Genomic DNA, 14319 nt, shown 5'->3' with positions numbered 1-14319 from the left:
TTGGTGCCAAAGAAGACTCGTAGGGTGAATACCCCAACATTTGACAGAGAGCCAAAAAATATCTCTCCTCCTATTAGTAGAAGAAGAGATAAGTTTCATTATTTTTTTAGTTTATTTGCTAAAAGAGATGCACCTACTACGAGGATTACTGCAGCTATTTTAATGAACAGTGCATATGGTTCAACAGTGTGAGAAATCAATTTATCTTCCACGCTCATAGCAGCACCTACCCAAGCGAGGATACCACCACCTACGTATAGGATGATTGGGAAGCGTTCGATAACTTTTACAAACAAAGTACTACCATAAATGATGATAGGTACAGTGATAAGCATACCGATAGCAACTAATATCATGTCACCACCAGCAGCCCCCACTACGCCGATAACATTATCGATGCCCATGATACCGTCCGCAATAACGATTGTCGTGATGGCAGCACGTAAGTTATCTTTAGCCTCGATATTATGCTCGCTTTCATCATCAGCAACGAGCTTGTAGCCAATCCATAAAAGGAGGATACCACCTACTAAGCGTAAGGCAGGAATATTATTTAAAGCCTCTACAAATAGGAATGCCATAACAAGACGTAAAATAATGGCCCCTGCTGTGCCCCAGAAGATTGCCTTCTTCTGTAAATTTTCTGGCAAGTTACGAGCCGCCATACCGATAACGATGGCATTATCGCCAGCTAATAAGATATCGATAACGATGATTTGAAGCATAGCTAATAAGCCTTGTACAGATAAGATGTCCAATGTATCCTCCTTAGAATTAAACTATAGTATATATATTATAATCGATATAGTTAGGCAGTGTAAAATTCAATTATTAACATATATATACATTTTTATCATACTTCCTTCACCTTCATAAGTAGGAATTCATAACTATTTTTATTCTCAAAATCAACAATATAATCGCTATTTATCAATAGATTTAATTCCTATTATTTCTAGGTTTTATCTATTAAATTAAGCGATTTTGTGATATTGTATAGTATATCAATAAAAGGGAGGTTAGTATGTATCAAACATATTCTATATTACAAAAGTTATGGTTGTTCATTAAGCTATTTACTCCTATGTGTATAACGCAATTTTCCCTTATAGGTGGTACTTTTATAGCTATCTTTTTAACGGGACAATATAGTACCATAGATTTAGCTGGGGTCGCTACGGGGTATAATTTATGGCTCCTCTTCTATATCTTTGCACAAGGAACGTTAATGGGTATCACACCAATCATTTCTCAGCTATTGGGAGCTAAGAAAACAGATGATATTTCCATGATTTTCCATCAAGGTCTTTTCATTGGTACAGGCCTAGCATTTATCATTTTACTAATCGGTATATTGGGTCTTCGCCCATTACTGACTACGTTAAATTTAGAACCTGCAGCCGCTGAGGTTTGCATTAGTTATCTGAAAGCTTTTGCCCTTGGTTTATTCCCTCTACTTTGGGTAAATACTTTGCGTAATACAGTTGATTCCCATGGGTTAACACATTACTCTATGGCTATCGTATTTACAAGCTTTGTGATTAATGTATTCTTAAACTATGCACTCATCTTTGGCCACTACGGTTTCCCTGAAATCGGTGGTGTTGGCGCGGGTTACGGATTAGCTGGTGCTTCTTGGACTAACTTTATCCTCTTTAGCTTGGTTATTCTATTACATCCGAAGCTTAAAGGTTATCGTATTTATAAAGACTTTAAAGGTCCAAGCTTCCACTATATTCGTGAGCAATTACATGTGGGTATTCCTATTGGTGGTTCCATCTTCTTAGAAGCTAGTATCTTTAGTATCGCTGGCCTCTTGATGGTTCACTTTGGATCTGCCGTAGTAGCAGCCCATCAGTCGGTTATTTCCTTTACTAATGTATTTTACTGCTTACCACTCAGTATTGCTATGGCCTCTACTATTGCCGTTGCTTACGAGCTTGGTGCAGGGCGTAAAAAGGAGGCCATTCAGTATTCTTACATTGCTCGCGTAATGGCCATCATCATTGCGTTACTCATTTGTGCTTTTACGTTCACCCATATGGATGATATTGCGGACCTATTCACAAATGATGATGAAGTATATGGTCTTATTTATCAATTCCTTGGATATGGCGTATTCTTTTCCGCTATCGATGCCATCGGTACTCCACTACAAGGTATACTAAGAGCTTACAAGGATGTAAAAGTAGTACTATACATCTCCCTCGTATCATATTGGGGCGTATGTTTCCCTACTGCTTATATCCTTGCTAAAAATCCTAATTATGGACCATTTGGCGTATGGATTGGGTTGTTATCTAGCGTAGTAGCAGCCGGTATATTATTTACGCTTCGCACGTACTACATCCAACATTACAAGCCTAAAGCTATTGCAAAATAAAAATTCACCTATTGAGATTACACGTCTGTGTACATCCTCAATAGGTGATTTTTTTATTTGAGAACCTCTTGCTTTTCTACATTGGACATGCGGAAGAAATTGTATAGTGTTTCTGCCGTCTTATAGTTCATAGATTCTACCTTTGAAAGTTCATCAATAGATGCTTCTTTCATGGCTTCTAAACTATTGAAGTGAGCCCATAATGCCTTTCGCCGTTTAGGTCCAATCCCTTCAATGTGATCTAAAATAGATTCTAAGTTACGTTTACCACGTAGCTTACGATGATAGGTAATCGCAAAGCGATGGGCTTCATCACGTATTTGTTGTAGCAATTGAAGCTCTGGCGTGTGATGGCTCAAAATGATACTTTCAGATTGACCTTCTACAAAAACCTCTTCAATACGTTTTGCCAAGGAGATAACTGGTACATCTGTGACACCTACACCACGGATCAATGGCAACGCTGCATTGAGTTGACCTTTACCACCATCGATAATGATGAGGTCAGGCATAGGCCAATCTGTTTCCTTACCGTAGCGTCGTTCCATAATTTCCGCCATGGATTTGAAGTCATCTGGCTTGCCTTGTGTAGTCTTTAATTTAAAGCGACGATATTCCTTCTTCGCCGGCTTACCACCTTCAAAGACCACCATAGATGCTACCGTTTCAGCACCTTGGGTATGAGAAATATCAAAACATTCCATACGCTCTGGCAAGCGCGGCAAGTCTAAGACTTCAGCCAATTTTTTAACGGCCCCACCAGTCTTATCGATTTGATGTTGCCACTGACGACGGCGTTCTTCTAGGAAGGTTTTTGCATTCTCATGAGCCATCTTGATCATATCCATCTTATAACCACGTTGTGGTACAGATACATCTACATGCTGCCCTTTGAGCTGTGTAAACCATTCGCTTAACAAGTCTCTATCGGTACTGTCCATAGGGAGTAATAGTTCTTTAGGAATAAAGTTTGTATCCCCATAGTACTGCTTGATAAAGTCCGTCATTATGGTTTCCGCACTATCTCCATCGTGTTGCACAAAGTAGTTTTCACGACCTAGTAGTCGTCCACCACGAATGAATAATAACTGTACACAAGCCATAGATGTATCGACTGCAAGACCTAACACATCTAAGTCGCCTCGCTGTGTCACCATACGTTGCTTTTCTTGTATTTTTTCAATACTAGCTAGCTGATCACGATAACGTGCAGCATCTTCAAAGCGTAAGTCCTCTGCAGCTAATTCCATTTTTTCTTTGATTTCCTTCAACAATGGTATAGGCTTACCTTCAAAGAGCTCTATGATTTCATCGATGTACTTCCGATAGTCCGGTATAGATATTTTATTAAAGCACGGCGCCTCACAATAATGCATATGGTATTGCAAGCATGGCCGTTCAACCTTCATAGACTTACACGTGCGCAATGGATAATACTGACGAATCAATTTTAGTACTACGTGAACTGATGTAACGTCCGTAAAAGGTCCGAAGTACTTAGCCCCATCCCGTTCTAGACGGCGCGTCATATATACCCGTGGATAGTCCTCTTGCACGGAGATTTTTACGTACGGATAGGTCTTATCATCGCGGAGCCTAATATTGTATTTAGGCTCGTGCTCCTTAATAAGCGTATTCTCTAGGATGAGCGCTTCCATTTCCGTCTTAGTTTGAATGATTTCTACATCGACGGCACGCTTCATCATAGCCGCAACCTTCGGAGCCCGATTAGCATCATTACGCACATAAGACCGCACGCGATTACGTAAGTTAATGGCCTTACCTACATAGATGATGCGGTTATACTGATCACGCCATAAATAGACACCCGGTGTAGTCGGCAAATGACTGACCTTCTCCAGTAATTCTTCAGACGGCATATTTCCTCCTTTCCTTGTAGATTGCAAGAGAATTATTTTTTCTTTGCAGCTTTCATAAATTTCTTAGTCTGTTCTAATACAGGACCCAAGAATTTACCGGTATAGCTTTCTTTCACCTTAACGATTTCCTCAGGTGTACCAGTAGCTACGATAGTGCCGCCGCGATTACCACCTTCCGGACCTAGGTCTATGATGTGATCTGCCATCTTAATAACATCTAAGTTATGTTCGATAACAACCACTGTATCGCCACCCTCTACGAGTTGTTGCAATACGTGTAATAACTTGCGAATATCTTCAGCGTGAAGGCCTGTAGTCGGTTCATCCAGGATGTATAAGGTTTTACCTGTGCTGCGACGAGCCAGTTCAGTAGCTAATTTAACGCGTTGTGCTTCACCACCAGACAATGTAGTAGCGGCTTGACCTAAACGAATATAACCAAGACCTACCTCTTGTAAGGTAACCATTTTACGATTGATCTTCGGAATAGCACTGAAGAACTCAACCGCATCATCTACGGTCATATCTAATACATCCGCAATAGACTTACCTTTGTATTTAACCTCTAAGGTTTCACGGTTATAACGAGCCCCTTTACAAACTTCACAAGGCACGTACACATCTGGTAAGAAGTGCATTTCAATTTTGATGATACCGTCACCACGACAAGCTTCACAGCGGCCACCTTTTACGTTAAAGCTAAAGCGACCTTGTTTGTAGCCGCGCATCTTAGCCTCCGGTGTTTGACTATATAGCTCGCGTATAGCGTCGAATACACCTGTATAGGTAGCTGGATTAGAGCGAGGTGTACGACCTATAGGGCTTTGGTCTATATTGATGATTTTATCGATATGTTCAAGACCACGAATCTCTTTATGGGCCCCTACTTTATGGTTAGAGCGATACAATTGATTAGCTAATCCTTTATAAAGGATTTCATTAATCAATGTAGACTTACCAGAACCGCTGACACCAGTAACAACATTAAATAAGCCGATAGGGAATTTTACATTTACATTTTGTAAATTATTTTCCTTCGCACCGCGAATTTCGATGCAGTTTTTACCTGGCTTACGACGTTCTTCAGGAAGGGCGATAAACTTGCGACCACTCAAATATTGACCCGTAATAGAGTCTTTTACCTTCATGACCTCATCTACCGTACCAGACGCAATGATTTGACCGCCATGTTCACCTGCACCTGGCCCAATATCTACAAGATAATCGGCAGCGCGCATCGTATCTTCGTCGTGTTCTACAACCAGCAATGTATTACCCAAATCTCGTAAGCCTTTCAATGTATCGATGAGACGATCATTATCTCGTTGGTGTAAACCGATAGAAGGTTCATCTAGAATATATAATACACCGACGAGGCCAGAACCGATTTGCGTAGCTAAACGAATACGCTGCGCTTCACCACCAGACAAAGTACCTGCACTACGGTTCATAGTGAGATAATCTAAGCCTACATTGTTTAAGAAACCGAGACGAGCATTGATTTCTTTTAAAATTTGAGCACCAATCACTTTTTCACGTTCAGTAAGCTGTAACGTACCAAAGAAATCGAGAGCTTCTTTAATGGTCAATTGCGTTACTTCATTGATGTTCTTATCCCCTACGGTAATGGCTAATACTTCGGGTTTAAGACGAGCACCATCACAAGTAGTACATGGCTTAATGGACATATATTTTTCAAACTCTTCGCGCATGGAATCGGTAGAGGCTTCACTATGACGGCGTTTTACCATCGGTAAAATACCTTCGTACTCCGTAAAGAATTCTTTCACTTCACCACGCATATTTTCGTAGGTGAAAGCCACCTTATCCGTCGTGCCGTACATTACTTTTTTCTGTAATGCTTTTGGCAATTCATCATAGGTAGAATCTAGAGAGTATCCATTGGCTTTTAATAAACCTTCTACTTGGCGCATAAACCACGCATTAGGATTAGAGCTCAACGCTTGTACACAACCGTCAGCAAAGCTAATAGAACCATCTGGAATAACACGATCTTCATCTACTTCCATGGTAGAGCCAATACCTAAGCAAGCTGGGCAGGCGCCAAACGGACTGTTAAAGGAGAACATACGCGGTTCAATTTTCGGCAAGGAAATATGACAATCTGGACATGCAAAGTGTTGACTATACATGTGTTCAGGGCCGTCTACCTCTTGAATCACTACGATGCCTTCTGCCCATTTTGATGCGGTCTCCATAGAGTCTGCCAAGCGGGATTCTATGCCTTCTTTTACAACGAGTCGGTCTACCACGATATCGATGGAGTGCTTCTTATTCTTCTCTAATACAATCTCTTCGTCCATTGTACGAACAACGCCATCTACACGGACACGAACAAAGCCTTCTTTTCTAAGTTGATCAAAGACGGATTTATGCTCCCCTTTTTTTCCTTGAATCATAGGAGCCAATACTAAAATCTTAGTACCTTCTGGTAGGCTCATTACATCATCGGTCATTTGTTGTATCGTTTGCTGTGTAATAGGCTTGCCACATTCAGGACAATGAGCATGACCTACGCGAGCAAATAATAGACGCAAATAGTCGTAAATCTCCGTTACAGTACCAACGGTAGAACGAGGATTGCGACTTGTCGTCTTTTGGTCGATAGAAATAGCTGGAGATAAGCCTTCAATATAATCTACATCAGGTTTATCCATTTGTCCTAAGAATTGACGAGCATACGCAGACAAGGACTCTACATAGCGTCGTTGCCCTTCTGCGTAAATCGTATCAAATGCTAAGGACGATTTACCAGAACCACTGAGACCAGTTAAAACGATAAACTGATCTCGTGGTAAGGCTATATCTATATTTTTAAGGTTATGCTGACGCGCACCTTTTACTATCAATTGATCTTTCATTATATTCCCTATTTAAAGAGATGATACCAAATGGCATCATCTCTATTTTTACTAACATGAAATAATATATGTATATTATCGCACATATAGTCTATATAATCTATGTGTTTTCTTACAATCTATTTAGATGTACCTTTTGAGCTAGAACGTTTTCTAGATTTCGTAGAAGCAGGTTTCTTTAACTTACTATCTCCTGCACTATGCATATCGGACCATTGTTGACGTAGTTCCCCTAATTGGTCACGAAGCTTAGCAGCCTTTTCAAATTCAAGCTGCTTAGCGGCTGCCTTCATTTGACGGTCTAGTTCTTCAATTTTATTGAATAGCTCTTCTGGCGTTATATCTGCCACCTTAGGAGTAGATGCCTCTTGAGCATATGGTTCGTGTCCATGGTCCATTCCCGGTGTAGAGGATTTCTTTTTCCCCTTTTTCGGTGAAAAGTCCTTCCCATCGGTAACCATATCTTCTTCAATTTTCGTCAACTCAATAAGTTCTTTTACATCTTTAGAGACAGACTTAGGCGTAATATTATGTTCAATATTATAAGCCTCTTGCACGGCACGACGGCGGTCAGTTTCATCGATAGCGCGTTGCATAGAACCTGTTACACGGTCAGCGTACATGATAACGTGACCGTTCACATTACGAGCAGCACGACCGATAGTTTGAATCATAGCCGTGTCGGAACGCAAGAAACCTTCCTTATCTGCGTCTAATATAGCTACTAAAGAAACCTCTGGCATATCGAGGCCCTCACGGAGCAAGTTGATACCAACTAGTACATCAAATACACCAGCCCGTAAGTCACGGATGATTTCGGCACGCTCGATAGTAACGATATCGGAATGGAGATAACGAACACGGACGCCCATTTCCTTCAAGAACTCCGTTAAGTCCTCTGCCATCTTCTTCGTCAATGTCGTAACGAGAACACGTTCATTCTTAGCTGCACGCTTATGAATTTCTCCTAGTAAGTCATCCATTTGCCCCTTAATAGGACGAATTTCAATGGATGGATCTAATAATCCTGTAGGACGGATAATTTGCTCCGCAATATTCGTTTGTACTTCCATTTCATAAGGACCAGGTGTGGCTGATACATAGACGATTTGATTAATACGCTCTACGAATTCATCAAATTGAAGCGGTCTATTATCGAGTGCAGATGGTAAACGGAAACCATATTCAATAAGGGATTCCTTACGAGCACGGTCGCCATTGTACATGGCACGTACTTGAGGGATCGTTACATGAGACTCATCAACCATGATGAGGAAATCATCTGGGAAATAGTCTATCAATGTATATGGAGCTTCCCCAGCCTTACGTTCGGACATATGGCGGGAATAGTTTTCGATGCCCGAGCAATAGCCCATTTCTTGCATCATTTCTATATCATAACGTGTACGTTGTTCAAGACGTTGCGCCTCAAGTAAACGATCAGCTGCTTTTAACTTAGCTAACTGTTCATCTAATTCGGCTTCAATGCGCTCTACAGCAATACGCATCTTATCTTTCGTTGTTACATAGTGAGATGCTGGATAGACTGCAACGTGCTTGCGTTCAGCAATCACTTCACCTGTTAACGCATCTACCTCAACGAGGCGATCGATTTCATCACCGAAAAGTTCCACCCGAATGGCTCTTTCACTATAGGCAGCAGGGAAAATCTCAATAGTATCACCTTGTACACGGAAGGTACCACGGATAAAGTTCATATCATTTCTCGTATATTGAATATCAACGAGTTTAGACAGAATTTCATCGCGAGATTTCGTCTGACCTAAGCGCAAAGACAATACGAGTTCAGAATAATCCTCAGGGTCCCCTAAACCGTAAATACAGCTAACAGAGGCAACGATAATCACATCGCGACGCTCAAAAAGGCTCATCGTAGCGCTATGTCGCAGTTTATCGATTTCATCATTGATAGACGCATCCTTCTCAATGTACGTATCACTGGAAGGAATATATGCTTCTGGTTGATAGAAATCGTAGTAAGATACAAAGTATTCTACCGCATTATTAGGGAAGAAACTTTTAAACTCACTACATAATTGAGCCGCCAAAGTTTTATTGTGTGCAATAATCAAGGTCGGTTTCTGTACCGCCTCGATAACCTTAGCCATCGTAAATGTCTTACCAGTACCAGTAGCACCGAGCAAAACTTGAGCCCATTCACCGCGTTCAATACCTTCTGTTAAGGATTGTATAGCAGTAGGTTGGTCCCCAGTAGGCGTAAAGGGCGCCTCCACTTTAAATGGTTGGCCCCCTTCGTAATTATATGTATTATGTTTCATTACTGTTCATCCTGATGTTTACGGATAGCTTTGAGCTCTTCTTCAGATAGACGACGACCTGCATTTTCTGCTTGGTTCAACGTATCTTCACCTTCTAAGACTTCGATGAGCATAGCAATGGAGAAACGATCTAATGTAGGCGTAGTCTTTTGGATTTCATCAGCCATCATCCAATCTGATTCAGTATAGTTATTAATACGTTCTGTAATCTCTTCCCAGTTTGAAAGTAGCAATCTTGTAATAGGACGGTATAATTCAATGCCGAAATACTCGATTAAGCTAACAATCTTTTCCATATTTTCTAGGCTAACATTACATTCATTTTTTTTATTTTCAGATTCTACATATTCAAGTAAGAATTCCCGGTTATATTTATTTGTCACCTTGAATCATTCCTTTATTAAATAGTGCATTAGCAAATTCTTTCGCATTAAATGGACGTAAGTCATCCATGCCTTCGCCAACGCCAATCCAGCGCACTGGTACGCCTAGTTCCTCTTTAATAGAGATAACTACGCCACCCTTTGCTGTACCATCAAGTTTAGTCACCACAATACCATTTACTGGTACGGCTTGACCAAATAATTTAGCTTGGCTTACAGCATTTTGACCTGTAGTACCATCGAGAACGAGCAATGTTTGATGCGGTGCCCCTTCTACGTGGTTATTAGCTACGCGGCCCATCTTCTTAAGTTCTTCCATAAGATTAACTTTAGTGTGTAGACGACCTGCAGTATCGACGATAACAAGGTCTGCATTACGAGCTTTTGCCGCTTCCATAGCATCGTATACAACGGCTGCTGGATCAGCGCCCTCTTTATGTTTAACGATAGGCACACCTACGCGATCCGCCCAAATAGATAATTGGTCAGCTGCAGCGGCACGGAATGTATCACCTGCAGCGATGATAACCTTTTTACCTTCTTTAGTATAGTAGTTAGCCAATTTAGCGATCGTCGTAGTTTTACCAACGCCGTTTACACCCACAACAAGGATAACCTCTGGATGGTGAAGTGTAATTTCATCCTCTTGGTCTACGAGCATTTCTGTAATGCGGTCTTCCATAAATGGCATTACATCACCAGTATTGTTGATAATACCTTCTGTTACACCACGACGAATTTCTTTCATCAAATATTCTGTCGTCTTAGGACCGAGGTCACTAGTAAGCATAACTGCTTCTAAATCATCTAAGAAATCATCATCAATTTCTGCATAACCAATGATAACTGTCTCTACATTTTTTACAAAGGACTTACGAGTTTTTTCTAAGCCCTCTTTAATTTTATTAAAGAATCCGAATGCCATTATGCAAGATCCTCCTTCACATCTTCAAATGCTACTGTTAATAATCGCGATACGCCCCGTTCAACCATGGTCACCCCTTGTAATACTTCGGCAGCTTCCATCGTTTTTTTACGGTGCGATACAACGATAAATTGTGTTTCTTTATTTACTCGATTTAAGTAAGAGCTAAATCTTTCGACATTAGCTTCATCAAGGGCTGCGTCAACTTCGTCAAGCACACAGAATGGGGCTGGACGATAATCAAGGAACGAGAACAGTAAAGCAATAACCGTTAATGCCCGTTCACCACCAGATAGTAAGGTCAATTGTTGACGTTTCTTTCCTGGTGGCTGAATGTAAAAGTCAATGCCACCGGTCAAAATATTATCTGGATCTGTCAGTACAATTTGGGCAGTACCACCACCAAATAATTGGCTAAATACCTCTTGGAATCTGCGACCAACCACATCTAATACATCGTATAGCTGTGTACTCATAGCCTTATCCATTTCAGCAATAACCGCTTGCAATTGCTCCTTCGCCGTATCTAAATCCGCCAATTGTGTAGTTAAGAAATCATAGCGTTCTTTAGTTTCTTCGTATTCCTCAACGGCGTTTGGATTAACGGGACCAAGCTCAGCAATTTCAGCCATCAAACGAGCTTGTTCGTCCTTCCAATCGCTGACAGAGCCTTCAATACGAAGGGCTTGTGCATCTTCCAATGTAAAGCCTAGCTCTTGTAACTCTTCTACAAAGCGTTCACAATCCATACGATGACGAGTAATCTTACCTTCCATATCAACGAGACGCCCTTGTACCACTTTATAGCGTTGGTTCAAACGGTCTTGCTCGCTAAGGATGGCTTCCAATTCCTCACGACCTGTAGATGTTTTATCATAAGCTTCATCGCGTAGGGCACGTAGACGTTCAACATCTGCTTTAACTGCAGATAGTTCTTGGTCTGCTAGCTCTTTAGCCTTCGGTAATTCCTCTTCATAGCGTTGTGTAGTGCTAATTAGCAAATTACGTAACGGTGTTAAGCGCTCTACAATACTAGCAATAGATTGATTGCGTTGTTCCCGCTGCGTTTCACGTTCCTTAATAGTTTGTCTCAGTGTATCACAAGTGAGGCGAGCTTCTGTGAAAGCTTCATAGGCCTCTTGCTGTACCTTTTGTAATACAGTTAAACGCTCCATCAAAGCCCCTTGATTACCATCTACACCGTGGTCTTCTTGCAAAGAAGCCAATGATGTTTCTTGGTCTTTCAAGTTAGCCATTGTAGTAGCTAAATCAATATCGATCTGTACTAATCGTTGTTCTTCTTCAGAAAGAACACGTTTTTTACGATCCATTTGATTTTGTATATTTTGTACCTTTGTTTCGCTAGCCACATACAGTAAGTTCGTATGCTGGTAGCTTTCATCAAGGGTAGCTCGTTCTTTTTCAGCTTCTTCCACCCGTTTTTCAAGGTTTTCCAAGCTAGCTGTTAAGGAACGAATTTGTTCTTCAATTTGCAAGAGCTCTTGTTCAAGGCTAGCCGCCTCTTCCTTACGGCTCAATACAGAGGCACGCTTCCGCTTCGTAGCACCACCCGTTAAAGAGCCACCCGGTTGGAACTGTTCACCCGTAAGGGTAACGATGCGCAATTGTTGATTGTATTTTTTCTGTAATGCAATAGCATCATCCATGGAGGATACTACTAAGGTACGGCCCAATAAATATTGGAAAATATGGGCGTACTTATTATCAAAGGAGATACAGTCAACAGCTGTACCAATGACACAGCTTTCCTGTAAAGCCGGTGTATCATAAGGTTTTCCTTTTACAAAATCCATCGGCAAGAAGGTTACGCGACCACCTTGAATAGATTTCAAGTAATTTACACCCTCAGCTGCTGCGCGAGCTGTAGTAGTCACAACGTGGTTGACACTACCACCTAATGCCGTTTCAATAGCCGTAGTATATTTATCTTCTACCGTAAAGAGATCCCCTACGGCTCCTGTAATCTGTTCGCGCCAAGAGCCTTTTCCATTTAGGATATTCTTAGTACCTTCTAAATAGCCTTCATGTTGTTCTTCCCATTGGGCTAAGAGCTCTAAACGGCCTTTAACACGTTGTTCTTGGGTACGAAGTTTTTGTAACTCTTTGCGTTCCTCACGAGCTTGTATAACTGCTTCTTTGCCGCCATCAACGAGGGCTTGTCGTTGTGCAGAAATAGCATTAAACTTTTGTCCTAATGCTTCATATTCAGCGCGTGCTGCTTGTAGTTCACTGTCTACTTGAGCTATTTCAGCCTTTAAAACGTCACATTGTTTTGTAGACTCTACCTTACGTGCTTCTAAGCTACGAATGCTAGCCTTTGCCGTTTCGATGGCACTGACAACCTCTAATTGGCGTTGCTCAAAGGCCTCACGATTAGATTGTAAGGATTGGAACTTTGCTTGCTCAGCACCGACATCTTCAACAGCTTTTTTATAGTTAGCCTCTAACTCTGCTAGTTTAGATTCTTTCTCTACTAGTTGAGCACTTTCATCTTGAATCAATTGATTTAAAATGCGTAATTGTTGCTCTTCGCCTTTTTGTGTAGCTTCCAATTCGCTAATACGCATAGATGTTTCATCTAATTCGCGACGAGCTGTTTTTAATTGCTCATCTAAGAGACGTAAATGACCGGCTAAACGCTCTTCATCACGCTGCTTTTCTGTATATTGAGCTTCCCACAACTTGAGCTGTTCTTGCTCTTTTGTGGATGAAGATTGTAATGTATGACGACGAGCTTCCAATTTAGACAATTCTGTTTGAAGCTCAATCTCTTCGTCTTTAAAGGCGATATTATCATTTTCAAAACGCGTTAATAAACGATCAGAGGTCTTATAATTGTGAAAAGCAAGTGCACCATCATAATCGCGTTTAGTACGGCTTAAAGACATATATTTTTTAGTCTTTTCCGCTTTTTCAGACAATGGTCCTAGCTGCTCTTCGATGGTTGCCATTACGTCTCGTACACGTTCCATATTTCGATCTGTACTAGCAATACGACGCAATGCATCCTCTTTATTGATCTTAAAGCGAGAAATACCAGCTACATCTTCAAAGATAAGGCGACGTTCTTCAGGCTTAGAGTTTAAGATAGCATCAATGCGGTTCTGACCGATAATAGCCATAGAATCTCTACCGAGACCTGTATCGGCTAGTAAAAGATGAATATCCTTTAAACGACAAGAGCGTTTATTGATAAGGAATTCGCTTTCACCAGTACGATAAATACGACGTGTAATAGCCACTTCTGCCATATCTACATCTAGTTGATGGTCACTATTATCAAATACAAGCGTAACTTCTGCAGCACTCATAGGCTTGCGCTTTTCCGTACCAGAGAAGATAATATCCTCTGCTTTTTGCCCACGTAAATTACGAACGTTGGATTCCCCTAAAACCCATTTCATAGCATCCGTAATATTACTTTTACCACTTCCGTTAGGTCCAATAACGGCAGTCATTCCTGGTGAGAATTTTACAACCGTCTTATCTGCAAACGATTTAAAGCCCTTTAATTCCAACCGAAGTAATTGCATGACTGCCTCCTT

At 41.0% G+C, this 14319-nt stretch carries 8 protein-coding genes; 1 reads left to right on the top strand and 7 read right to left on the bottom strand.

The genetic code is table 11. The features are described from left to right. Positions 1 to 98 precede the first annotated feature (98 nt). A complete protein-coding gene (locus tag RYM16_RS06380; RefSeq protein WP_314983036.1) occupies positions 99 to 758 on the bottom strand; it encodes a TerC family protein in 660 nt (219 codons plus the stop codon). Between the two features lie 266 nt (positions 759 to 1024). Here RYM16_RS06380 and RYM16_RS06375 point away from each other — a divergent pair, with 266 nt between their 5' ends. Next, positions 1025 to 2383: an MATE family efflux transporter gene (locus RYM16_RS06375; RefSeq protein WP_314983034.1), complete on the top strand. Its 1359-nt coding sequence runs from the start codon at positions 1025 to 1027 to the stop codon at positions 2381 to 2383. A 53-nt stretch (positions 2384 to 2436) separates the two neighbouring features. Here the strand turns inward: RYM16_RS06375 and uvrC are convergent, their stop codons facing one another. The 6 genes from uvrC to smc form a co-directional block, all read right to left on the bottom strand. After that, complete coding sequence (gene uvrC / locus RYM16_RS06370) at positions 2437 to 4263, bottom strand: excinuclease ABC subunit UvrC (protein WP_314983032.1); 1827 nt, start codon at positions 4261 to 4263, stop codon at positions 2437 to 2439. Positions 4264 to 4295: 32 nt separating this feature from the next. After that, positions 4296 to 7145: an excinuclease ABC subunit UvrA gene (gene uvrA / locus RYM16_RS06365; RefSeq protein WP_314983030.1), complete on the bottom strand. Its 2850-nt coding sequence runs from the start codon at positions 7143 to 7145 to the stop codon at positions 4296 to 4298. 119 nt (positions 7146 to 7264) lie between these two features. Continuing rightward, complete coding sequence (gene uvrB / locus RYM16_RS06360; protein WP_314983029.1) at positions 7265 to 9445, bottom strand: excinuclease ABC subunit UvrB; 2181 nt, start codon at positions 9443 to 9445, stop codon at positions 7265 to 7267. Next, entirely contained in the window at positions 9445 to 9741 is a 297-nt protein-coding gene (locus RYM16_RS06355) for a hypothetical protein (protein WP_233187049.1), read from the bottom strand. Before RYM16_RS06355 ends, uvrB begins: the two co-directional genes overlap by 1 nt. Positions 9742 to 9817: 76 nt before the next feature. After that, positions 9818 to 10753, bottom strand: coding sequence for a signal recognition particle-docking protein FtsY (ftsY, locus tag RYM16_RS06350; RefSeq protein WP_024066706.1), 936 nt, complete (start codon positions 10751 to 10753; stop codon positions 9818 to 9820). Then, the gene (smc, locus tag RYM16_RS06345; protein ID WP_314983027.1) at positions 10753 to 14307 is read right to left on the bottom strand and encodes a chromosome segregation protein SMC; all 3555 of its coding nucleotides are present in this window, start codon (positions 14305 to 14307) and stop codon (positions 10753 to 10755) included. The genes ftsY and smc overlap by 1 nt, the downstream gene beginning before the upstream one ends. Positions 14308 to 14319 lie beyond the last annotated feature (12 nt).

Source organism: uncultured Veillonella sp. (genome assembly GCF_963524655.1).
GTDB lineage: Bacteria > Bacillota > Negativicutes > Veillonellales > Veillonellaceae > Veillonella.
Note: the sequence above shows the minus strand (reverse complement) of the source record. Positions and strands in the feature narration are given on the sequence as shown.

What these genes read in the sequence shown, in the direction of transcription:
- RYM16_RS06375 (WP_314983034.1), top strand. Translation starts at nt 1,025, where the DNA reads ATGTATCAAACATATTCTATATTACAAAAGTTATGGTTGTTCATTAAG.
- ftsY (WP_024066706.1), bottom strand. Translation starts at nt 10,753, where the DNA reads ATGGCATTCGGATTCTTTAATAAAATTAAAGAGGGCTTAGAAAAAACT.
- uvrC (WP_314983032.1), bottom strand. Translation starts at nt 4,263, where the DNA reads ATGCCGTCTGAAGAATTACTGGAGAAGGTCAGTCATTTGCCGACTACA.
- uvrA (WP_314983030.1), bottom strand. Translation starts at nt 7,145, where the DNA reads ATGAAAGATCAATTGATAGTAAAAGGTGCGCGTCAGCATAACCTTAAA.
- RYM16_RS06355 (WP_233187049.1), bottom strand. Translation starts at nt 9,741, where the DNA reads ATGGAAAAGATTGTTAGCTTAATCGAGTATTTCGGCATTGAATTATAC.
- uvrB (WP_314983029.1), bottom strand. Translation starts at nt 9,445, where the DNA reads ATGAAACATAATACATATAATTACGAAGGGGGCCAACCATTTAAAGTG.
- smc (WP_314983027.1), bottom strand. Translation starts at nt 14,307, where the DNA reads ATGCAATTACTTCGGTTGGAATTAAAGGGCTTTAAATCGTTTGCAGAT.